The sequence below is a fragment of the Mesorhizobium sp. RCC_202 genome (assembly GCF_041355295.1).
Taxonomy (GTDB): domain Bacteria; phylum Pseudomonadota; class Alphaproteobacteria; order Rhizobiales; family Rhizobiaceae; genus Mesorhizobium.
In genome coordinates this window covers 336,195-358,650 of the sequence record NZ_JBFUPO010000004.1, presented here as the reverse complement: position 1 = coordinate 358,650, position 22,456 = coordinate 336,195, and the positions used below count along the sequence as shown (strand labels likewise).

The window sequence follows — 22,456 nt, the reverse complement described above, 5'->3', positions numbered from 1 at the left end:
TTCCGTCCCCCGGAGCCCGACCTAGGTCGGTTCGATGTTTGTGGCTTCCGCCGGAAATTTGCCGAGCAAGGCCTCGACCAGCTTTGAAAACCCGATGCCTTTCGACGACTTCACCATCACCACGTCGCCGGGCCTCAGCGCCGAGATCACCACCGGCTTCAGCTCTTCCGCCCCCGTGCGATACTCGGTTGCGATGTCGGACGGCAAAACGTCGGCCAGCGCCCGCATTTCCGGGCCGCCGAGAAAGACGTTGTGCGTTCCAGTGCCGACAATCAGCTCGGCAAGCCCTGCGTGAAGCTTCGCCGAATGGCTGCCGAGCTCCAGCATGTCGCCGAGCACGGCGATGCGCCTGCCTTCGCCCGACACCGGCGTGGTGTTGAGCAATGCCATCGCGGCCGCCATCGAGGCGGGATTGGCGTTGTAGCTCTCATCGATCAGGGTGATCGGGCCATTGGGATGGCGCAGGACATGGCGCCGGCCGCGGCCGCGTTCCGCCGCCAGATCGGCGAGCGCCGCCGCCACCTTGTCGAGATCGGCGCCGACCAGCTTGGCGGCGCCCAGCACGGCCAATATGTTCTGCACCATGTGGCGACCAGGCGCGCCGACACGCACTGTCAAATCCTGCTTGCCGATCTTGGCGGTGATGTCTGAATGGTCGGCGTAAAGGTCGCAGCCGGTGAGCCGGAAGGTCGAACGGGCGTTCTCGCCGAAACCGAAAATATGCGCGACGCCGGCTTCCTTCGCCATTTTCTCGAGCAGCTTCCAGCGCCCGTCGTCGCGGTTGAGCACCGCTGCCCCGTCGGGCTCAAGGCCCTCGAAAATTTCGGCCTTCGCCTTGGCGATCTCGTCGAGGTTCTTGAAGAAGCCGAGATGCGCGGCGGCGATCATCGTCACGATGGCGACGTGCGGCCTCACCATCTTGACCAGCGGCCTGATCTCGTCGGGATGGTTCATACCGATCTCGAAGACCGCGTAGTCGCAATCCTGCGGCATGCGCGCCAGTGTCAGCGGCACGCCCCAGTGATTGTTGAAGGATTGCGCCGAAGCATGCACCTTGCCGACCGCCGACAGCACATGGCGCAGCGCTTCCTTGGTGGTCGTCTTGCCGGCCGAGCCGGTCACCGCGATGATTTTGGCCTGCGAGCGGGCACGTGCCGCAACGCCGAGTTTTTCCAGCGCGGCAAGCACATCCTGCACGACGATCATCGGCGCGGTGAGCCGGCCAAGCGACGGCAGCTTGCCTTCCGCGACCACCAGCACGGCAGCACCCGCCTTCACCGCCGCGGTCGCGAAATCATGGCCGTCCATCGCTTCGCCCTTGATGGCGAAGAAGGCGTTGCCCGGCTCGAGACTGCGGCTGTCGATGGAAATGCCGGTGATGCCGTCCGGCAATGAGCCGATGGGCCTGCCGCCCATGGCATCGACCAGCGCTTCCGACGTCCACAGCAGGCTCATGCGGCGCGCTCCTGCAGCGCTTCGCGCACTTCCTCATGATCGGAGAAGTGAAAGGTCTCAGAGCCGATCGTCTGGCCTTCCTCATGGCCCTTGCCGGCGACGATCAGCGTGTCGCCGGCGTGGAGCATCGCCACTGCCTCGTGGATCGCCCTGCGGCGGTCGCCGATCTCGATGGCCCCGGGCGCAGCCGCAAGGATCGCGGCGCGGATGGTTTCGGGAACCTCGGTGCGCGGATTGTCATCGGTGACGATGACGACATCGGCCAGGCGCGTCGCGATCTCGCCCATGATCGGCCGTTTGCCCCGGTCGCGGTCGCCGCCGCAGCCGAACACCACGACGACGCGGCCGGTGGTGAATGGGCGGACCGAGGTCAGCACGTTTTCCAGCGCATCGGGCTTGTGGGCATAGTCGACATAGACGGGAGCGCCGGCAGCCGTTGTGCCGACAAGATCGAGCCGCCCCGGCGCGCCCTTCAATTTCTCCAGCGCGGCCAAGGCTTTATCGGTGGGTGTTCCAGTCGAAATCGCAAGACCGGCCGCGACCAGCGCGTTGGCGATCTGGAAATCGCCGGCCAAAGGCAGGTCGATCTCATGCAGCACGCCGTCGGCCACCACCTCGGCGCGCTGGCGGCGACGCTCATGTTCGACCCGCTTCAGCGTCAGGAAATCGCCGTTACGGCCAACCGTAAGCACCTTCAGGCCCGCTGCCTTCGCGGCCCGAACCGTTGGCTCGGACCATGGGTCGTCGGCAAAGATGATGGCCGGCGCTCCTTTCGGCAGCAGCGTGTCGAACAAGCGCAATTTGGCGCGGTGATACTCTTCGATCGTCGGATGATAGTCCATGTGGTCGCGGCCGAGATTGGTGAAGCCGCCGGCGGCGAGCCTCACGCCGTCGAGCCGGCGCTGGTCGAGACCGTGGCTGGAGGCCTCCATTGAGGCGTGCGTCACGCCGGCATCCGCAAGCTCTTTCAGCAACTGGTGCAACGCCACCGGATCCGGCGTCGTCAGCGAGCCATAGTCGTTGCGGCCGGGGGCCAACACGCCGGTCGTGCCGATCGAAGCGGCGGCAAAGCCGGCCTGCTCCCAGATTTGCCTGGCGAAAGCGGCGACCGAAGTCTTGCCGGCGGTGCCGGTTACCGCGACCATGGTTTCGGGCTGCCTGCCGAAGAAGCGTGCGGCGCTCAGCGCCAGCGCCAGGCGCGGGTCGTCGACGCTGAGAACCGGCACGGAAAGGCCGGAAATGGCACTGCCCTTGCCAGCCACGATCGCGATCGCGCCTCGCCCCGCCGCGTCGGCTGCGTAAGCCGAGCCGTCGGCCTTGCTGCCGGCGAGAGCGAAAAAGACGACCCCGGTTTTGACCGCGCGGGAATCGGAGGAGAGGCCGGTCACCTCCAGATCGCGGGAAGCTGTTCCCTCGACAGGCAGGATACCGGCTAGATCTTTTAGATGCATTGAGTCCCGTTCACCGCAACAAAATAGCGCGCAATTGCCGGCGCGCTCCAAGAATCACTCATAGGAAACCAGCGTTGCACCATTTTCATGGCTGAAATCTGGTTTCACGCCAAGCATGGCCGCCGCTCGCCGGATGATGTTGCCGGCCATGACACCCGCATTGTTGGCCGCGACGTCCGTCATCCCGGGCTTTTCCGGATGCGGAGCGTCGGCAATCGTAAAGACGAGATATTGCGGATCGTCCATCGGGAAAGCGGCGACAAAGGTGTTGAAATTCAGCTCTTTGGAGTAACGGCCGTTGATGACCTTCTCGGCCGTTCCGGTCTTGCCGCCAACGCGGTAGCCCGGGACCCTGGCGTTTCTGGCCGAGCCCTTCTCGGCGTTGAGTGAATAGAGATAGCGCATGCCCTGTACGGTCTTGTCGCTGACGACTTTCTTGGCCACCGCCATCGCGTCCTGCTCGCTGCGGACCAGGAACGTCGGCTGGATCAGATAGCCCTGCATCAGCGCCGCGCAACCGACAGCGGCCTGCAGCGGCGTCGTCGACACGCCATGGCCGAAGGCGATGGTGAAGGAATTGACCTGTTTCCAGACCTTCGGTTCGGTCGGGCGGGCGACTTCCGGCAGTTCGGTCTGCATCCTGTCCAGGATGCCAAGGCGATGCAGGAATTCGCGATGCCCCTCGATGCCGACCAGTTCGGCCTCACGGGCCGATCCGATGTTGGAGGAATAGAGGAACACTTCCGGCAGCGACAGCACGCGGTTCTTGCCATGGAAATCGTGGATGGCCTGATGGCCGACCCGGATCGGATGCGACGCGTCGAAACGGCTGTTCATGTTAGCCTTGCCGGAATCGAGCGTCATGGCCGAGGTGAAGCTTTTGAAGGTCGAGCCCATCTCATAGAGGCCGGCCGACATGCGGTTCAGGCGGTCCTTTTCCTGGGCATTGTATGGATTGTTCGGATCGAAATCCGGCACCGAGGCCATGGCGATCACTTCGCCGGTCTTGATGTTCAGCACGACGCCGCCGGCGCCTAGGGCGCGATAGCGCTCCAGGCCGGCGGCGACCTCGTCGCGCACCACATGCTGGACACGCAGATCGATCGAGAGCTTCACGGGCTTCAGATCCTTGGCCACCGCCAGGCCCGACGCCTGCAGGTCGCTCAAACCCTGCTCGTCGATATACTTCTCCATGCCGGAGATGCCCTGGTTGTCGATGTTGGTCAGCCCGACAATGTAGGAAGACGTCTCGCCGCTCGGGTAGAAGCGGCGCTTTTCGGTGCGGAAGCCGAGACCGGGAACGCCCAGCGCCATGATGTCGGACTGCTGCTTGGGCGTCAGCTGCCGCTGCAGCCAGACGAAACCGGCGCCGCTCTTGAGCTTATGGTAGGTCTGCTCGTAGTCGATCTCGGGAAGCACGGTCGACAATTTCTCGATCGCCTCGTCGGCATCGACGATGCGGCGCGGCTCGGCAAACAGCGATGCCGTCTTGATGTCGGTCGCCAGCACTTCGCCGTTACGGTCGACGATATCCGGCCGCGACGCGGTGACCCGACTCTGCGGCCCGCCCGACAGGTCGGGGCTCTGCATGCCGAGATAGACCAGGCGGCCGGCAATCGTCGAATAGATGGTGAAGAACACCGCCATCGTCATGACGATACGCGTCTTGGCCTTGCCGCCGGTCGCCTTGCGGGCATCGACGACGATCGAGCCCTTTTCCGCCGCCTTCGTGCGCCGCCTGAGCAGGTTACCGATCCTGGGAAGCCTGCTGATCATTGCACGGTGCTCCCGGTGACCACAGGGTCCTTGCCGTCTGACGGCTGCTTGTCGGAATTGTCGGCCATGCCGCCAAACCGCTGCGAGGTGAGGTCCTCGATGGTCACGGGCTTCACGGGAATATCGTCAAGGCCGCCAATCTGGTGCGCGTTGACCGGTTCGAGCCCGAGCTGGCTCTTGTAAGCGTCGGCGAGCTTCTGCAGGCGCGAGGGCTGGGTGAGCAGGCTCCAATCCGCTTTGAGAAGATCGATCGTTTCTTCCTCATAGTGGATCTGCGCCTGAATGTTGCGCACAGCCTTCATCTGCTCCTCGGCTTCGCGCTTGGTCTTGTAGGTCAAGGCGGCCGCCGAGACCATGACGGCGATCAGGACTATGTCGCTGGTACGAAACACGTGCTTACCTCTCCCCCGGCCGCTCGACGGCGGGAAGCTTTGGAAGGCCGAAAATCGAAAAATCGCCGGCGCGCGCCGGCGCCTCAGTGCGGATCGCCGCGCGCAGCCTTGCCGAACGCGCCCGCGGGTTGGTTTCTATCTCGGTCTCACCCGCCGTGACGCCGCCGCCGGACTTGCGGAAGGTCGCAACACGCAGCGGCGCGTCAGGCATATGGCGCGAGCCGCTGGCTGCCTCGGCGCGATCGGCGATGAAGCGCTTGACGATGCGGTCTTCCAGCGAGTGGAAGGTCACCACAACAAGCCGTCCGCCGGGCTTCAGCACCCGCTCCGCGGCAAATAGCGCTGTGGCCAGTTCGCCAAGCTCGTCATTGACGAAGATGCGCAGCGCCTGGAAGACGCGCGTCGCCGGATGGATCTTATCCTTCGGCGCGCGGCCGATATGGGTGGAGATCGCGTCGGCAAGATCGAGCGTGCGCTCGAAAGGCCGCTTGTCACGCCGGCTCTCGATCATGCGCGCGATGCGGCCGGCATGGCGCTCTTCGCCGAGGAAACCGAAGATGCGGGCAAGATCGCCCGCCTTGAAACTGTTGACGACGTCGGCGGCGCTCAAGCCCGCCTGCGCCATGCGCATGTCGAGCGGCCCGTCGGCGCGGAAGGAAAAGCCGCGCTCGGCCTGGTCGAGCTGCATGGACGAAACGCCGATATCGAGCACGACGCCGTCGGCGCTTTCGACATGCTCATCCAGCGTCGAGAACGGCGCCTGGACAAGCGTCAGCCTGCCGCCCGCCTGCTGCTCGAGCGCCCTGCCCGCTAAAATCGCATCCGGGTCGCGATCGATCGCCACCACTGAGGCGCCGCGATCGAGGATCGCGCTGGTGTAGCCGCCGGCGCCGAATGTCCCGTCGACGATCGTCTCGCCTGGCTTCGGCTGGACAGCCTCAAGTACTTCGGCAAGGAGGACCGGAATGTGACGGGCCAGTCCGCCAACGGCGTGAGATCCCTCGCCGTGGCCAGCCATCATTCCGATCGCTCCCCAGGCTTCGTCCCCTGCCGAAGCTGCAACAGCCTGGCCCGCGCTTGCGCCCCATAGGCGGCAAGCCGTCCCGGCTCCCAAACTTGAAAGAAATTGCCGCGGCCGACGAAAGCCACCTCGTTCGAGATGCCCGTATGCTCGCGGATGAAATCGGTCGTGGTGATGCGGCCATCCTGGTCCAGCTTCAGAAACGTTCCGTCGCCATGGCAGAAGAACGACATGTCGTCCGCTGTCTGCAGGAACGGGTCTTCCAGCGCAATCCGCTGCTCGTAGCGGTCGAGCAGGTCGAGCCCGCCGACATCCATCGCCGGCAGGTCCAGGCAGCGCAGCGCGTAAAGCTCCGAATAACCGCGTTTCTGCACGACGGCGCGAAAATGCGCCGGAACGGACACCCGCCCCTTCGCATCGATCCTGCTCACCGTGTTTGACAGAAAACGGTCCAATGAACGCTACAGCCGCTTTCGCCGCCGCACCCCTTTCCATATTGGTCTCCGCGCCCCCGCGCACGCGACAAATCGCTTCATTCACCAGGGCAAAAACCGGCAAACGTGCAGCCGCCGCGACTGCCCGATTGGCGTACGCTTCACCCTGACGCGGAACGAAAGCTTGATTTAAATGGGATATCATGGGGCACTATGGGCGTCAACGGGAGTAGGCATCACAAACATACGCGCCACAACCAGGAAGAGCAGGCTGAAGGCACGTCTGATTTTTATCCTCCATTAAGCCTAACGAAGCGTTTAGAGCCCTCTGGCCCAAAAAGACCCAACTTGATGTGAGCTGCCGCCCCGCATAGCGTCGGCGGCGATTGCTATTCAGCCAAAGGATCGAGCCTCATGTCCGACACCGCGCAGTCACGCGCTGCGGCACTTGCCCATTTGCGCAGCCATGGTTTCGCCAAAGGCGATCCGATCCCCTTGCCGCTGACCATGGCCTCGATCTTCCACACACCCGGCACTGAGGCCGGCTTCGACCAATACGGCCGCTACGACAATCCGACATGGCGCGCCGTCGAACACGCGCTCGGCCATCTCGAAGACGCGCAATGCGTCAGCTTCCCGTCCGGAATGGGCGCGATCTCGTCGGTGTTTTTCGCGCTGCTGAAATCGGGCGACCGCGTGCTTTTGCCGTCAGATGGCTACCACGCCACCCGCGCCATGGCGGAGCGCTTCCTGAAACCCCTCGGCATCGCCTGCGACACAAGGCCAACGCCGACCTTCCTTGATGGCGGCTTCGATGGCTACCGGCTGGTCTTTGCCGAAACGCCATCCAATCCGCGACTGGACATCTGCGATATCGCGGCGATCGCCGAAGCCGTTCACCGGCAGGATGGGCTGCTTGTCGTCGACAACACGACGATGACGCCGTTCGGCCAGCGTCCACTCGATCTCGGCGCCGACATCGTCGTGTCCGCCGACACCAAGGCGGTGAATGGTCATTCCGACGTGCTGTTTGGCCATGTCGCCAGCCGCAATCCGGAGATCATCGCCAAGGTCAGCGACTGGCGCGGCATGGTCGGCGGGATTCCCGGACCGTTCGAGGCATGGCTGGTGCATCGCGGACTGGAAACGCTGGAGGTGCGTTTCGACCGGATGTGTTCTTCGGCCGAGACAATCGCAAAAAGACTGAAAGCCCACCGCACCGTGACCGGTCTGCGCTATCCCGGCCTCGATGGCGATCCGTCGCACAATCTGGCGCGCGCCCATATGGAACGCTTCGGTTTCCTGATTTCGTTCGAACTCGCCTCGGAACAGAAAGCGGAGGCTTTCATCGACAACTGCCCACTGATTGAATCGGCAACCTCCTTCGGCGGCGTGCACACATCGGCCGAACGGCGTTCGAAGCGCGGTGACGCCGTGCCGCCAGGATTCGTGCGCCTATCGATTGGATGCGAACCGGTGGAAGAATTGTGGCAGGCCATCGAGGCGTCGCTGGATGAGATCTCCAGTTAAGCGACCCTGTTACGGGCTCATGTCACCCGCTTCGATTTTGCGATGGGCATGTAGTACGCGGACAATTTCGATCGCATCGTGACCGACCCGGTACAAGGTAAGGTATTCACCAACAATCAGATGCCGCATACCAAGCGCAATATCGTCTCGCGGGGCACCTGAAAAGGATGCAAGGTGAGCAAGCTCCATCGCCTTTCCAAGGCATCCACGAAACGGACCGCGGCGTTGGGATTGTGGCTGGCGATATAGTCGCCAATATCTTCGAGATCGACCGCCGCTTGAGGAAGCAGCTGGTATTTCACTTTTCGAAGCCTTTCGCTTCAGCCATCTTGAGATATTTGGCGCGCGCTCGTTCGATGATCGGCGGCCCCTCCAGCGCCGGGCCGCTGTCGATCCCTTCCTGTACCAGCTTGCGCAGTTCCTCGACGGTGTAACCGAGCAGATCGCGGCGATCTTTCCATTGCCTCAGCGCATCGCGGATTACTTCGCTGGCGGAAGCATATTCGCCTGCGGCGACAACGTCGTCGACCGCGGCCGCCAGTTCCGGCGAAAGCGTGATGCTGCGTTTGTCGACCTGGCCCATGACGCACTCCGTTTGCTCCTCTATGGTACGATTAAATCGCACCAGCTTCAAGGAACACCTTTGGCCACATCGAGCGCTGTCTTGCGTGATGCTTTGAATCAAAAGGCCCGCCTTTCGGCGTAACCTTCTGATCCCGTTCAGCTATCGCCAACGGAGAAAATGCCAGCTGGCCTGTAAGCCGGGTTCTGTATGGCCCTCGCCCGAGGGCGAGAACGTGGCGGCCATTCATCTTGGGCGCATGTTGCCATGCGCCTCACGCAACCTACCCGGGCGGTGAGCCGGAAACAGCCCTCGAAGGTTTCCCTTCGCACCGCCCCTATTCGGTTTTGCTCCCGGTGGGGTTTACCGTGCCGCTCCTGTTGCCAGTCGCGCGGTGGGCTCTTACCCCACCCTTTCACCCTTGCCGCGGCCGGAGCCGCGGCGGTTTGCTTTCTGTGGCACTTTCCCTGGGGTCGCCCCCGCCGGCCGTTAGCCGGCACCGTGTCTCCATGGAGCCCGGACTTTCCTCACCCGCAGCCTTTCGACTTGTCGCGGGTGCGGCCGCCCGGCCAGCTGACAAGCGCGTATAAAGGGATTCCCACCTGAAAACGCAAACGAAAAAGCTAATGCATGTCGCCCAAAAGCATGCCCTCGGGCCTAACCCTAGGGTGCCCGGCGGTTTTCCGATTATGACATGCAAAGAGACAATCTGCCTTAAGCCGGTGAGCCGAGCGCCGCCATCTGCACCTTCACCTTGCTGCAATAGGCGGCGGAGATCGGGTTCATCCGCGTTGCGCCGTGGCCGGCATTGTATTTCAGGATCGTGCCGCAGGTGGTGCCGCCGCCGAGATCCCGCGCCATGGCGAGGTACTTCATGCCGTATTTGATGTTGGTGTCCGGATCGAACAATCCCTTGGCCGAACCATTGTAGCCCATCATGCGCGCCGTCGCGGGCTTGATTTGCATCAGGCCGATCTCGCCGGCGCCGCCGACCATATGCGGCCGATAATTGCTTTCGATCTTGATGACCGCCTTGGCCAGCGACACCGGAACGCCATAGCTCGCGGCATAGCGGGCGATGATCGCCGAATACTGGCCGTCGCCAGCGGCTGGGGTCGAGGCTGGTTTCTCGGGGTGGATCGAAGCCGTCGTGGTAAAGTCGATGGTCTTTCTGCCGCGCTTGGCCCGTTTGGCCGTTGATTGTGTTGCCTTGATCGCAGCCACCTTCTGACCCTTTGGCGCTCTTTTTGAGATTTTGCTGGCCTCGGCTGCTTTCAGTGTTGCGGGGACGGCGGCGAAGCCATTGTCTGCGCGGGGGCTCAAGGGGGCGCTGTTCGCCGGGCTGAAGGCAAAGCTTATCACTCCGGCAGCAACAGCTGCCGCTACAACGGTCAAATTTTGCATGTAATCCTGTTCTGTTAGAACTGCGCGAAGAACTTCGCGCAGTTGTTCCAATTCAACGTCGGAGCGTCCGGGAGGCTAAACGCCCGACGACTTGCGGGAGAGGCATTTGGCCGTGGAATTGGCGGCAATGAAGGCGAGGCAATTCACTTTAAGTGACGGATTGTAATTAAAAGACCCTGCCGCGATTATTTGGCGGAGGCTGCCTTAAGGGAAGCCAGGAGCCTTTGCAACGTGCTGATCGTCGATTGATCGGCCACGCCGTCGACCAGCCGCCGGCGAAAATGCCGTTGGAAAGCCGACACCACGATTTCGGTCTGATGGTCATAGACACCGGAGATCTCGACGCCATAGCCATAGAGCGCCAGCATCGACTGCAACGCCTCGACATCGGCGCCTGTATCACCTGCACGCAGCGACGCGCCCGATCGGATCGCCGCAGCCGGCACCAGATGGCCGACGCCGGCGGCAAACAAGGCTTTCCAGGGGAATTTTTCGCCTGGATCGACCTTGCGCCCAGGCGCGACATCCGAATGGGCAAGCACTCTTTCGGCCGGGATCAAATAGCGTCCGACGATCCCCACGCACAGGCTGGTGACCGCCTCGATCTGCCGTTTCGGAAATGCCTTGTAGCCCAGCGAATGTCCAGGATTGACGATCTCGATGCCGACCGAACAGGAGTTGATGTCGGTGCGCCCGAACCACGAACTCTTGCCGGCATGCCAGGCGCGGTCCTGCTCGCGTACCATCTGGACGATGCGTCCGTCCTCATAGACCAGATAATGTGAGGATACTTCGCTCTCAGGGTTGCAAAGCCACGCCTCGGCGCCGGCGCCGCTCGCCATGCCGGTATAGTGCAAAACGATCATGTCGGGCCTGAGAGTCTCGCGGCGCGGCCCGAAATTCGGCGACACCCGGACCTCGGCACCAGGATGTTCCGGCAGAAAACCGCTCATGCGTGCCTGAGGCCCCGCTCGATCATCTCATAGGCGGTGTTGATCGCCGCGACCCTGGTCGTGGCGATCTTGATGAATTCCTGGGGCAGGCCGCGCGCGATCAGCCTGTCGGGGTGATTGTCGGAGATCAGCTTGCGGTAGCGCTTCTTGATTTCCTCGAACGGCTTGCCGCGCTCGATGCCGAGAACGACATAAGGGTCGGCGGCGCCGAGATTGACGTGCCGCGACAGGATCGCCTCGTAATGTGCCTCGTCGATCCGAAAGATCTCGGCAATCCGATGCAGGAACTGCCCTTCATGCTCATGGATCAGGCCGTCGGCCTTGGCGATGTGGAACAACCCATCGAGGATATCTTCCAGCATCATGCAGTTGGCATGGCCCGAACCGCAGAGCCCGGCCATGCGCTGGGCATAGATCTCGAAGCCGGCAACGTCCTGTTTGGCGATGTCGTAGAGCCGCGCCACATTGCGCGTCTCGCTCGGCGGCACCTCAAAGATTTCCTGGAAGGCGCGCACCTCGTCCTGGGTGACGATGCCGTCCGCCTTGGCCATCTTGGCCGACAGCGCGATCATCGCCACCGAGAAAGCGACACGCCGGCGCAGATCCGGATCGCCGGAGAAGACGGTCCGCACGGCTTCCACGACGTCCGCGACGCCCGAAGACGCCGACGACGAAACACGAGCGATGAAATCGCCAAGGCGGTCCCAAATCGACATGCCGGCTTCATAGAGCGAACCGGGCGGTTCTATCAAGTCGGGACGATGCCGCAGGGCGAATCTATCTGGGCCAGAAAGAAGGCCGGCAAGGCGCCGGCCCTCTTGAGTATTGGCTGTGTCAGCTCTTACTGCGCAGGCGCGGCAGGAGCCGGATTTGTTGCCGGAGCCGGTTCAGCAGGCTTCGAAGCGTCTGGCGATGCCGGCTTCATCGTGTCGTTGGCCGGCGGATTGGTGCTCTGGGTCGTGGTCTTGTCGGTGCCGCTGTCGCTGCACGCGGCGACACCCAAAAGGGCCAAAGCCGAAATCGACGCAAGAATGAGCTTCTTCATGACATCTCTCCTTCAAATAAACGCTCACGTTTTGGTGAACGGTCAGATAAGAAATGCGCCAGCGAAGCCTGAGTTTCGTAACGTTGCATTTCCGTATGTAACACCAACTTACGATTGCCGGGCTTAAACACAGCGGGCTGGCAGCGCGCATGTCTGAATCCATTGGGTAAAAGCAGAATGTCGAACACCGCAGAGGCCAAAAAATGGGATTTCTGGATCGATCGCGGCGGCACCTTCACCGATGTCATCGGTCGTGATCCGCAAGGCGGCCTGCATCCGCGCAAGCTTCTGTCGGAAAACCCCGAAGCCTATGCCGACGCTGCCATCCAGGGCATTCGCGACCTGCTTGGGCTCGATGCCGGCGCGGCGATCCCGTCCGGACTGGTCGGCGACGTCAAAATGGGCACCACGGTTGCCACCAATGCGCTGCTCGAGCGCAAGGGCGACCGTGTCCTCCTGCTCATCACCAAGGGCTTTCGCGATGCGCTGCGCATAGCCTATCAGGCGCGGCCGGATATCTTCGCCAAGGAGATCATCCTGCCCGAGCAGCTCTATGAGCGCGTCATCGAGATCGACGAACGCGTGCTCGCCGACGGCTGCGTCGAGCGCCTACTCGACATCGCCGCCTGCCGGCCGGCGATCGAGCAGGCCAAGGCCGACGGCATCGACGCGGTCGCAATCGTCTTCATGCATGCCTGGAAGTATCCGGATCACGAGAAGGCCGTGGCCAAGGTCTGCCGCAAGATCGGCTTCAGCCAGGTCTCGGTCAGCCACGAGGTCTCGCCGCTGATCAAGCTGGTCGGCCGCGGCGACACCACCGTGGTCGACGCCTACCTGTCGCCGATCCTGTCGCGCTATTTGCAAAGGGTGGCCGGCGAACTCGGCACCGACCCGCGCCTGATGTTCATGATGTCGTCGGGCGGATTGACCGCCGCCGACATGTTCCAGGGCAAGGACGCGCTGCTGTCGGGACCTGCGGGCGGCGTTGTCGGCATGGTCGAGACGGCCAAGCTCGCCGGCTTCGAAAAGGTCATCGGCTTCGACATGGGCGGCACCTCGACCGACGTCGCCCATTATGACGGCGAATACGAACGCGCCTTCGACACCGAAGTCGCCGGCGTGCGCATCCGCGCGCCGATGATGCGCATCCACACCGTCGCCGCCGGCGGCGGCTCGATCCTGCACTATGAGGCCGGCCGCTTCCGCGTCGGGCCGGATTCCGCCGGCGCCAATCCGGGCCCTGCCGCCTACCGGCGCGGCGGTCCGCTCGCCGTGACCGACGCCAATGTCATGCTCGGCAAATTGCAGCCGGATTTCTTCCCGACGATTTTTGGACCGGGCCAGGACCAGCCGCTCGATGCGAAAACGGTGCGCGACAAATTCGCGGCGCTCGCGGCTGAAATCGGCGACGGCCGCTCGCCCGAAGCGGTTGCCGAAGGTTTTATCACCATCGCCGTCGAGAACATGGCCAACGCCATCAAGAAGATTTCGGTGCAGCGCGGCTACGACGTCACCGAATATCTCCTGAACTGTTTTGGCGGCGCCGGCGGCCAGCACGCCTGCCTCGTAGCCGATGCGCTTGGCATGGAGGCCGTGCTGATTCACCCCTTCTCCGGCCTGCTTTCGGCTTACGGCATCGGCCTGTCCTCGGTCTTCGCCTCGCGCCAGCAGGCATTGCTCAAACCGCTGGCGGAAGAATCCAGGACCGATATCGGCAATCTCATCTCCGATTTGCGCAAAGCCGTCATCGCCGACCTCTCGGCGCAAGGCATCGCGCAGGATGCGGTAGCCGCGAAACCGGTGCTCCACATCCGCTACGACGGCACCGACACGACACTGCCGGTGAATTTCACGGAAGACTCGATTTTCCAGGCCAGGCGCGATTTCGAGATCGCCCACAAGGCTCAGTTCGGCTTCGTCTACGACAACAAGCCGATGATCGTCGAAGCTGTCGGCGTCGAGGGCGCCGAAATCGCCGAAAGCAACGCTGAAGCCTATGCGCCCGCCGGGCCTGCGGGGACGGAGCCGAAGCCATCGGAAAGCCGGCGCATCTATTGCGAGGGCAACTGGCACGAAGCCGGTATCTACCGCCGCGAAAACCTGCGCCCATCCAACGTGGTCGCCGGCCCTGCCCTGATCATCGAAGCCAACCAGACCATCGTCGTCGAGCCGGGCTGGCGCGCTGAAATCACCAATCTCAACCACGTCGTGATACGCCGCGTGGTCAAGAAGCTGCGCGCCGCCGCGCTAGGCACCGAAGCCGATCCGGTGATGCTCGAGGTCTTCAACAATCTCTTCATGTCGATCGCCGAGCAGATGGGCGTGACGCTGCAGAACACCGCCTATTCGGTGAACATCAAGGAACGGCTGGATTTCTCCTGCGCGGTCTTCGACCGCCACGGCGCGCTGGTCGCCAACGCGCCGCATATGCCGGTGCATCTGGGCTCCATGGATCGCTCGGTCGAGACCATCATCCGGCTGAATTCCGGCGATATCCATCCCGGCGACGTCTTTGCGCTGAATGCCCCTTACAACGGCGGCACGCATCTGCCCGACATCACCGTGGTGACGCCGGTGTTTGACGACGCAAAGGACAAGATCCTGTTCTGGGCAGCCTCGCGCGGCCATCATGCTGATGTCGGCGGCACCGCGCCTGGTTCGATGACGCCTCTGGCCACCACGGTCGACGAGGAAGGCGTGCTGTTCGACAATTTCCGCATCGTCGACCGCGGCCGTTTCCGAGAGAAGGAACTGGAAACGCTTCTCACCGACCACCCCTACCCCGCCCGCAATCCGGTCCAGAACATCGCCGACCTCAAGGCGCAGATCGCCGCCAACGAGAAGGGCGTGGCGGAATTGCGCAAGATGGTCACGCATTTCGGCCTCGATGTCGTCGAGGCCTATATGGGTCATGTCCAGGACAACGCCGCCGAAAGCGTGCGCCGCGTTCTGGAACGGCTGCCCGATGCTTCGCAATACGAGTACTCGACCGACACTGGCCAGGTGATCAAGGTCAAGATCAGCGTCGACCGCAACAAGCGTGAAGCGACCGTCGATTTCACCGGCACCTCGCCGGTGATGAAGAACAACTTCAATGCGCCGGAGCCGGTCGCCCGCGCTGCTGTACTCTACGCCTTCCGCGTCATGGTCGAGGACATGATCCCGATGAATGCCGGGTGCTTGCGGCCGATCAACATCATCATCCCCGACGGCTCGATGCTGAAACCTGCCTATCCGGCCGCTGTCGTGGCCGGCAATGTCGAGACCTCGCAGCACGTCACCAACGCGCTATTCGGCGCCATGGGCGCGATCGCCAACGCGCAGGGCACGATGAACAACCTGACCTTCGGCAACAAGAAATACCAATACTACGAGACGATCTGCTCCGGCTCGCCGGCCGGCCAGATGAACTCCGGCCGCGGCTTTGCCGGCACGTCCGGCGTCCACACCCACATGACCAATTCGCGCCTTACCGATCCGGAGGTGCTGGAGCTGCGCTTCCCGGTGGTGCTGGAAGACTTCCACATCCGCGAGGGCTCCGGCGGCAAAGGCAAGTGGAACGCCGGCGACGGCACCAAGCGCGCCATCCGCTTCCTCGAGAAGATGGAATGCGCGATCCTGTCCTCGCACCGTAACCGCCCGCCGCAAGGCCTCGACGGCGGCGGCGACGGCGAGGCCGGCTCGACCAAGGTCAGGCGCAAGGACGGCAGCGTCGAGACGTTGAAGGCCTGCGACCAGACTGTGCTCGAGGCCGGCGAAGCGGTTATTGTGATGACGCCAACCCCTGGAGCGTTCGGCAAAGCGTAGGTTTCCCTTCAACCAGCCGTCAACAGCCTGTCACCTGCCTGTCATGACGCTGCGCTACCCGCTTGCGCCAACGCAAACGGGGAATCACCTTGCCATGTCGGATGTTTCCGGAGAACTCGTTTATAGCCGCGGCAAGGAAGTCGGAAAAGCGGTCTACCAAAACCGCGCATTGTCGAAAGACGGCATTTCCGAGCGGCTTTTCGCTTTCCTGTTCTCCGGCCTCGTCTACCCGCAGATCTGGGAAGACCCGGATGTCGACATGGAGGCCATGCAGCTCGGCGCCGGCCACCGCGTCGTCACAATTGCGTCAGGCGGCTGCAACATTCTGGCCTACCTGACCCGCTCGCCGGCGAGCATCGACGCCGTCGACCTCAACGCCGCGCATATTGCGCTCAACCGCATGAAGCTTGAGGCCGTGCGCCACCTGCCGTCACAGGGCGACCTGTTCTGCTTTTTCGGCGCCGCCGACACCAGCCATAATTCGGATGCCTACGATCGCTTCATCGCGCCGCATCTCGATCCGGTCAGCCGCCATTACTGGGAGCGCCGCAGCTGGCGCGGCCGCCGCCGCATCTCGGTCTTCGACCGCAATTTCTACCAGACCGGCCTGCTCGGCCTCTTCATCGCCATGGGCCATCGTGTCGGCAAGCTGTTCGGTGTCGATCCCGCCGGCATCATGAAGGCCCGGAACATCGGCGAGCAGCGCCGTTTCTTCAACGAGGAGCTGGCGCCGATCTTCGACAAGAAACTGCTGCGCTGGGCAACCTCGCGCAAGGCTTCGCTGTTCGGCCTCGGCATTCCGCCGGCACAGTATGATTCGCTGATCACCTCCGGCGACGGCTCGATGGCCAGCGTGTTGAAGGCGCGGCTGGAAAAGCTCGCTTGCGACTTCCCGCTGAAGACCAATTATTTCGCCTGGCAGGCCTTTGCCCGCCGTTATCCGCGGCCCGGCGAGGCGGCCCTTCCCGCCTATCTGGAACAGGCGAACTACAAGACCATTCGCGACAACATCGATCGTGTCGGCATCCACCATGCCAATCTGATCAAGTTCCTGGCCGGCAAGGATGCCGGCACCGTCGACCGCTTCGTGCTGCTCGACGCGCAGGACTGGATGACCGACGACCTGCTCAACGATCTGTGGACCGAGATCACCCGCGCCGCATCGGTCGGCGCGCGTGTCATCTTCCGCACCGCGGCCGAACCCAGCCTGCTGCCCGGTCGCGTCTCCAACTCGCTGCTCGACCAGTGGACTTACGAGAGCGATGCCTCGCGCGAATTCTCGGCCAGGGATCGCTCGGCCATCTACGGCGGCTTCCACCTCTATGTGAAGCGCGCCGCATGAGCACGACCGAGCTGCCAGCCAGCCATGCCGAGCTGATGGACGGCGTCTATCGCTGGCAGCGGCATATCTACGATTTGACCCGCAAATATTACCTGCTCGGCCGCGACCGGCTGATCGAGGGGCTCGATGTGCCGCAAAATGGCAGCGTGCTCGAACTCGGCTGCGGCACCGGCCGCAACATCGTGCTCGCCGCCCACCGCTATCCCGACGCCCGTTTCTTCGGTCTCGACATCTCGGCCGAAATGCTTGAGACGGCCAGCGCCGCGATCGCCCGCGACGGTCTCTCGGCCAAGGTCAGGCTGGCGCGCGGCGACGCGACCGATTTCGACGCCGAGGCGCTTTTCGGGGTCGAGCGCTTCGACCGCGTGTTCGTGTCCTATTCGCTGTCGATGATCCCCGGCTGGGAAAAGACCGTGTCGGCCGCCCTGGCCGCGCTGGCGTCTGGCGGTTCGCTGCATGTCGTCGACTTCGGCCAGCAGGAAGGCCTGCCGCGCTGGTTCCGGACGATGCTGCGCGGCTGGCTCAAGAAATTCCACGTCACGCCGCGAGCATCGCTGCGCGACGTGCTTGAATCGGAATCCGAGCGTGCCGGCGCAACCTTCCGCTTCAGAACGCTTTATCGCGGCTATGCCTGGCTAGCGGTCATCAAGATCGGATCTTATCCGGCACTTTGAACTTTGCAGCCAGAGGTCTGCTGCTGCGGTCGCCATATATCAGCGACCGTGATCTGTCGCATCGGCACATTGTCGAATGCCCCAAGGGGTGGTACATTAGATCATCACCTGAGCGATGTGATGATCATCGAATTTTGAGACGAATGGCTGCGCGCCTTTTTTGTGGATGATACCCATTCCCGCAACGTTCCGTCCGATCTTGAAAGCCGTTTATTCCGCAAGCTCCAGATGATCGACGATGCGGCGACTGACCAGGATTTACGGGTGCCACCCAGCAATCACTTCGAGAAATTGCGCGGCAATCTCGAAGGCTACCATTCAATCCGCCTCAACAAACAATGGCGGCTAGTCTTCCGCTGGGATGGCGGGCGCGGTGAAGCGACGGACCTATATCTGGACGACCATAGCTATAAGTGAGACGAGACATGTTGATGACCGCACGCAAGCCTGCAACGGTTGGCGAAATCCTCACGGAAGAATTCATGCAGCCGCTCGGTCTGACGCAGGCTGCTCTGGCTGAAGCGATGGGGGTTCCGCGCAAGCATGTGAACGAGTTGTGCAACGATCGCCGTAGCGTAACGGCAGCAACCGCGCTCATCCTGGCGCGGGTATTCGGCAACAGCCCCGATTTCTGGCTGAACATCCAGCGTCGCAACGATCTTTGGCAGGTCATGAATTCGCCCGATGAGCAGGCGCGTGTCAACCGCGCCAAGCCTTTGCCGACCGCCGCATAGAGAGCTTTCGAACGATCCTCTAATGCAGCGCCTTGACCAGCGCGCCAACCATCGTTTGTGGCCGGTAGCCGAACTTGGCGGGCGTCAAGCCCAAACGCACCACGACCAGTTGCTCCGACGGAATGATCGTCACCGTCTGGCCGTCATGGCCTTCCATCCAGTAGGTGTCCTTGGGCAGGCCGGCGCCTGAGCCAGCACCGGGCTTTTCCTCATCGCCTGGACCTTCGACCCACAACTGGCCCTTGCCATAGACTTTCGAGGCCGGCGCCGGCTCGCGCATCCAGTCGACGAAGCCTGTCGGCAGCACCTGGTTGCCGTTCCACACGCCGCCCTGCAGCAGGAACTGGCCGAAACGCGCCCAGTCATGCGCAGTGGCGTAGAGATAGGACGAGCCGACGAAAGTGCCCTGTTCGTCGGTCTCGAGCACCGCGCTGTGCATGCCGAGCGGCTCGAACAGCGCTGTGCGCGGCCAGGAAAGCGCCTTCGTCTTGTCGCCGATCGCATCCTGCCAGAGCCGCGACAGCATCACCGCCGTGCCGCTCGAATAGGAAAACACTTTTCCGACCTCGCCGGTCAGCTGCTTGCTCTCGGCAAAGCCAGCCATGTTCGGCTCCAGATAGAGCATGCGCGTCACGTCGGCGACGTCGCCATAATCCTCGTTGAACTCAAGCCCGCTCGACATCGCCATCATGTCGGCAAGGCTGATTGCAGCGCGGCCGTCGGCTTTCCACCGCTCGAACAGCCCCTTGCTGTCCACGGCCATCTTGCCGTCCTTGACCAGCGTGCCGATGATCGCGGCATTGACCGTCTTGGTCATCGACCAGCCGAGCAACGGGGTCTTGGCCGAAAAGCCGTCGCCATAGCGTTCCGCGATAACGCGGCCGTTCTTCACCACGACGATCGCGCGCATGCCTGTGCCGGCCATCGATGCATCATCAATGATCTTCGCGATCTCGGGGTTCTGCGAAGCATCCACGCGCTCGCCGTCGGGCCAGAGCGCGTCGGCTTGCGCCGCCTCGGCCGGCGCCGCGCGCAGCGACGTTTGCCGTGCCTTGCCGGTGTCGCCGTCCGGAACCGAGGCGCAGCCGACGCCGTCACGCTCAACGGCAACACTCTTGCCCAGCACCCAAAGCAGCCCAGCCGAAACGATGCCTCTCTCCTTGTCGACGGACACCTTCATCAGCTTGAGCAGTGGATGGCCCGGCGCCTGCACATCGACCGCCAGGACCTCATTGGCATCGCGGCCGGCAACGAAGACGTTGGAACAGACGATCTTGGCTGAGTAGCCCGAACCGACGCGGATAAGCTCGGGCGGGGCGAAATAGAGCCAGGCGAAGAGCGGGACCACCGCCAGCACCACGAGGCCGAGCAGCCATTTGATGAACTTCACGACAGCGCGCATCTTTTCCCTTTGAATTTCGCAGCTCGATTTATGTCATCGATTTGCCGCCATTGCTTCCGCAAAATCATGTCTCTTGTCGAGCGCCGTCAATGGTTTATCAACCATGTTCGGCGATCACGGAGGTGTGCCGCCTGAATGCGCCAAGCGCGTTGGGGTGACGCTCGATGAATAACGGATGGTCCTGTGGGGCGACCGTCCGGAGGGGGCCAGCGCAAGCAACGGCCATCTGCAAGGACCCATCAGCGGCCGGCTGGAACCGGCCCCGGGGAATGCCATGCGCCGTCTTGCGGCCATCCTGATGCTGACGCTGCTTGGCGCCTGCTCGACCGTCGACGATTTGTCGCCGCTGTCGCCGGCCTCGCAGAATGTTGCCGTTCGCGCGCCCAAGTTCGGGGACTCCAAGCCGCATGAATGGGATAGCGGCGCGCCATGGAACTACGCCGTCCATGGCACCGACGTTTCCAAATATCAGACCTCGGTCGACTGGCCGACGGCCAGGGCCAGCGGCATCTCATTCGCCTTCATCAAGGCGACCGAGGGCGGCGACCGCTTCGACGAGTATTTCAACGAGCACTGGGCGCGCACCAGGGCGTCCGGCGTGCCGCGCGCCGCCTATCATTTCTTCTATTTCTGCACACCGGCCGCCACCCAGGCGCGCTGGTTCATCGCCAACGTTCCCAACGATCCCTCGGCCATGCCGCCGGTGCTCGACATGGAATGGAACCCGAAATCGCCGACCTGCAGGCTGCGCCCTGATCCGGCAACCGTGCGCGCCGAGATGACCACTTTCCTCGAAATCGTCGAGCGCCACTACGGCAAGAAGCCGATCATCTACACCTCCGTCGACTTCTTCGACGACAATGAACTGGCCACTTTCCGCGGCTATCCCTACTGGCTGCGCTCGGTCGCCGGCCACCCGCGCGAGAAATATGGCAGCCATCCTTTCACCTTCTGGCAGTACACCGGCACTGGCATCGTGCCCGGCATGACCGGCAAGTCCGACATCAACGTCTTCAACGGCTCGGAAGCCGCCTGGAAGAAGTGGCTGCGGCAGAACACCCGTTGACATCCGCCCCCGCGCCTGCTTTTCGACAGCGCGGGCGGAACGACATGCAACCGCTGATGAACAAGGAGCCGCGCACCCAACCGGGCGGCGAACGGCGCTCCTGAATTTTGAAATCCACGCATGCTCCGGTCGGTTCGGGTTTCGATCGGATCATGCGCCGGTCTCGAAAGGGAAGCGATGCGATTGCGCACTGACATCCTGGCGGCGTTGATCCTTGGCGCCCTCGCCTGGCCGGCGGCGGCGCAGCAATGCGGCGGCGATTTCGAGGCCTGGAAACAGGGCGTGGCAACCGAGGCCAAGGCCGCCGGCGTCGGCGCCGTCGGTCTCGACGCGCTGGAAGACGCGACCATCGACCAGAAGGTGCTGGCCCGCGATCGCGCCCAAGGCGTGTTCACCCAGACCTTCACCGAATTTTCCAGCCGCATGATCTCGGCCTATCGTCTCAAACAGGGCGCGGCCAATTTGAAGAAATATGCCGATGTCTTCGACCGCGCCGACAAAGAGTTCGGCGTCCAGCCGGCCATCATTACCGCCTTCTGGGGCCTGGAGACCGATTTCGGCGCCGTCCAAGGCGATTTCCACTCGCTGGACGCGCTGGTCACGCTCTCGCATGACTGCCGTCGTCCGCAACTGTTCCGGCCGCAGCTGCTGCCGCTGCTGACCTTGATCGATCGCGGCGTGCTGCCGGCTGACGTCAAGGGCGCCTGGGCCGGCGAGATCGGCCAGACACAGATCCTGCCGACCGACTATCTGGCGCATGGTGTCGACGGCGACGGCGACGGCAAGGTGGACCTCAGGAACAGCGTGCCGGACGTCATCATGACGACGGCCAGCAAGATCCAATCGCGCGGCTGGAAGCGCGACCAGCCCTGGGTCCAGGAAGTACGCGTGCCCGATGAGATGCCGTGGGACCAGACCGGCCGCACCAACAAGCTGCCGATCTCGCAATGGGCGCAGTGGGGCGTTACCGAGCCCAACGGCAATCCGCTCATCGACAATGGCCTGAGGGCCGGCCTGGCGCTGCCGATGGGCCGCAAGGGCCCCGCCTTCCTGACCTATGAGAATTTCGACGTGTACCTGGAATGGAACCAATCCTTCACCTACGCGCTGACCGCCGCCGTGATGGCGACGCGGTTTGCCGGCGCGCCGCAATTCGACCCGCGCACGCCCGAGCAAGGCCTTAGCGGCGACCAGATGAAGGCGCTGCAGACCAAGCTCGAAGCCAAGGGCTACGATGTCGGCACGGTCGACGGCATCCTCGGCACCAACACGCGCGAAGCTATCCGCAAGGAGCAGACGCGGCTTGGGCTGTCGGTCGATGGTTGGCCGACGCCGGAACTGTTGGGAAAGCTGTAAGAGAGTGAGTAGGCAATAGTCGGTAGTTAAGCGCTTGGGGAACTACTCCCCT

At 63.0% G+C, this 22,456-nt stretch carries 20 protein-coding genes, 1 other RNA gene and 1 pseudogene; 8 read left to right on the top strand and 14 right to left on the bottom strand.

What is annotated here, in order from left to right; all coding sequences use genetic code 11:
• Nucleotides 1–21: 21 nt before the first annotated feature.
• Genes AB6802_RS11845 through mraZ form a run of 6 tightly spaced genes read right to left on the bottom strand, consistent with a single transcriptional unit; the run spans nt 22 to nt 6,550 of the window.
• Nucleotides 22–1,455 (bottom strand): UDP-N-acetylmuramoylalanyl-D-glutamyl-2,6-diaminopimelate--D-alanyl-D-alanine ligase, encoded by a 1,434-nt coding sequence (locus AB6802_RS11845; RefSeq protein WP_371010277.1) that lies wholly within the window; start codon nt 1,453–1,455, stop codon nt 22–24.
• Nucleotides 1,452–2,906, bottom strand: coding sequence for a UDP-N-acetylmuramoyl-L-alanyl-D-glutamate--2,6-diaminopimelate ligase (locus tag AB6802_RS11840; protein ID WP_371010276.1), 1,455 nt, complete (start codon nt 2,904–2,906; stop codon nt 1,452–1,454). Before AB6802_RS11840 ends, AB6802_RS11845 begins: the two co-directional genes overlap by 4 nt.
• 54 nt (nt 2,907–2,960) lie before the next feature.
• Entirely contained in the window at nt 2,961–4,682 is a 1,722-nt protein-coding gene (locus tag AB6802_RS11835) for a peptidoglycan D,D-transpeptidase FtsI family protein (RefSeq protein ID WP_371010275.1), read from the bottom strand.
• Nucleotides 4,679–5,074: a hypothetical protein gene (locus tag AB6802_RS11830; RefSeq protein ID WP_371010274.1), complete on the bottom strand. Its 396-nt coding sequence runs from the start codon at nt 5,072–5,074 to the stop codon at nt 4,679–4,681. The genes AB6802_RS11835 and AB6802_RS11830 overlap by 4 nt, the downstream gene beginning before the upstream one ends.
• A gap of 4 nt (nt 5,075–5,078) precedes the next feature.
• Nucleotides 5,079–6,095: a 16S rRNA (cytosine(1402)-N(4))-methyltransferase RsmH gene (gene rsmH / locus AB6802_RS11825; protein WP_371010273.1), complete on the bottom strand. Its 1,017-nt coding sequence runs from the start codon at nt 6,093–6,095 to the stop codon at nt 5,079–5,081.
• Nucleotides 6,092–6,550 carry a division/cell wall cluster transcriptional repressor MraZ gene (gene mraZ / locus AB6802_RS11820; protein WP_371010272.1) on the bottom strand — a complete coding sequence of 153 codons (459 nt, stop codon included), beginning with the start codon at nt 6,548–6,550 and terminating at the stop codon, nt 6,092–6,094. Before mraZ ends, rsmH begins: the two co-directional genes overlap by 4 nt.
• A gap of 393 nt (nt 6,551–6,943) precedes the next feature.
• Here mraZ and AB6802_RS11815 point away from each other — a divergent pair, with 393 nt between their 5' ends.
• Nucleotides 6,944–8,059 (top strand): cystathionine gamma-lyase, encoded by a 1,116-nt coding sequence (locus tag AB6802_RS11815; RefSeq protein WP_371010271.1) that lies wholly within the window; start codon nt 6,944–6,946, stop codon nt 8,057–8,059.
• Between the two features lie 9 nt (nt 8,060–8,068).
• On the opposite strand, the pseudogene AB6802_RS11810 reads toward AB6802_RS11815, so the two are convergent.
• The 7 genes and pseudogenes from AB6802_RS11810 to AB6802_RS11780 form a co-directional block, all read right to left on the bottom strand.
• A pseudogene (locus AB6802_RS11810) lies at nt 8,069–8,361 on the bottom strand (type II toxin-antitoxin system RelE/ParE family toxin).
• A complete protein-coding gene (locus AB6802_RS11805) occupies nt 8,358–8,642 on the bottom strand; it encodes a type II toxin-antitoxin system ParD family antitoxin (RefSeq protein ID WP_371010473.1) in 285 nt (94 codons plus the stop codon). The pseudogene AB6802_RS11810 and the gene AB6802_RS11805 overlap by 4 nt, the downstream one beginning before the upstream one ends.
• Nucleotides 8,643–8,800: 158 nt before the next feature.
• Nucleotides 8,801–9,198, bottom strand: an RNA gene (rnpB, locus tag AB6802_RS11800) — RNase P RNA component class A.
• Between the two features lie 137 nt (nt 9,199–9,335).
• A complete protein-coding gene (locus AB6802_RS11795) occupies nt 9,336–10,025 on the bottom strand; it encodes a lytic transglycosylase domain-containing protein (RefSeq protein WP_371010270.1) in 690 nt (229 codons plus the stop codon).
• Between the two features lie 185 nt (nt 10,026–10,210).
• A complete protein-coding gene (locus tag AB6802_RS11790; protein WP_371010269.1) occupies nt 10,211–10,978 on the bottom strand; it encodes an N-acetylmuramoyl-L-alanine amidase in 768 nt (255 codons plus the stop codon).
• Nucleotides 10,975–11,694 carry a TerB family tellurite resistance protein gene (locus AB6802_RS11785; protein ID WP_371010268.1) on the bottom strand — a complete coding sequence of 240 codons (720 nt, stop codon included), beginning with the start codon at nt 11,692–11,694 and terminating at the stop codon, nt 10,975–10,977. The genes AB6802_RS11790 and AB6802_RS11785 overlap by 4 nt, the downstream gene beginning before the upstream one ends.
• Before the next feature lie 125 nt (nt 11,695–11,819).
• Nucleotides 11,820–12,023 (bottom strand): hypothetical protein, encoded by a 204-nt coding sequence (locus tag AB6802_RS11780; RefSeq protein ID WP_371010267.1) that lies wholly within the window; start codon nt 12,021–12,023, stop codon nt 11,820–11,822.
• 177 nt (nt 12,024–12,200) lie between these two features.
• Between AB6802_RS11780 and AB6802_RS11775 the strand changes: the two genes are divergently transcribed.
• From AB6802_RS11775 to AB6802_RS11755, 5 genes are all read left to right on the top strand, one after another.
• Nucleotides 12,201–15,830, top strand: coding sequence for a hydantoinase B/oxoprolinase family protein (locus AB6802_RS11775; RefSeq protein WP_371010266.1), 3,630 nt, complete (start codon nt 12,201–12,203; stop codon nt 15,828–15,830).
• 43 nt (nt 15,831–15,873) lie between these two features.
• Nucleotides 15,874–17,172 carry a DUF3419 family protein gene (locus AB6802_RS11770; protein WP_371010265.1) on the top strand — a complete coding sequence of 433 codons (1,299 nt, stop codon included), beginning with the start codon at nt 15,874–15,876 and terminating at the stop codon, nt 17,170–17,172.
• Nucleotides 17,169–17,846, top strand: coding sequence for a cyclopropane-fatty-acyl-phospholipid synthase family protein (locus AB6802_RS11765; RefSeq protein WP_371010264.1), 678 nt, complete (start codon nt 17,169–17,171; stop codon nt 17,844–17,846). The genes AB6802_RS11770 and AB6802_RS11765 overlap by 4 nt, the downstream gene beginning before the upstream one ends.
• A 147-nt stretch (nt 17,847–17,993) precedes the next feature.
• Nucleotides 17,994–18,263 (top strand): type II toxin-antitoxin system RelE/ParE family toxin, encoded by a 270-nt coding sequence (locus AB6802_RS11760; protein WP_371010472.1) that lies wholly within the window; start codon nt 17,994–17,996, stop codon nt 18,261–18,263.
• An 8-nt stretch (nt 18,264–18,271) separates the two neighbouring features.
• The gene (locus AB6802_RS11755; RefSeq protein ID WP_371010263.1) at nt 18,272–18,580 is read left to right on the top strand and encodes a HigA family addiction module antitoxin; all 309 of its coding nucleotides are present in this window, start codon (nt 18,272–18,274) and stop codon (nt 18,578–18,580) included.
• Between the two features lie 19 nt (nt 18,581–18,599).
• Here AB6802_RS11755 and AB6802_RS11750 read toward each other — a convergent pair whose 3' ends face one another.
• A complete protein-coding gene (locus AB6802_RS11750) occupies nt 18,600–19,982 on the bottom strand; it encodes a serine hydrolase domain-containing protein (RefSeq protein ID WP_371010262.1) in 1,383 nt (460 codons plus the stop codon).
• Nucleotides 19,983–20,256: 274 nt separating this feature from the next.
• Between AB6802_RS11750 and AB6802_RS11745 the strand changes: the two genes are divergently transcribed.
• Nucleotides 20,257–21,048, top strand: a complete 792-nt coding sequence (locus tag AB6802_RS11745; protein WP_371010261.1) for a GH25 family lysozyme — start codon at nt 20,257–20,259, stop codon at nt 21,046–21,048.
• A 177-nt stretch (nt 21,049–21,225) separates the two neighbouring features.
• Entirely contained in the window at nt 21,226–22,404 is a 1,179-nt protein-coding gene (locus tag AB6802_RS11740) for a lytic murein transglycosylase (protein WP_371010260.1), read from the top strand.
• The last annotated feature ends 52 nt before the right edge of the window (nt 22,405–22,456 follow it).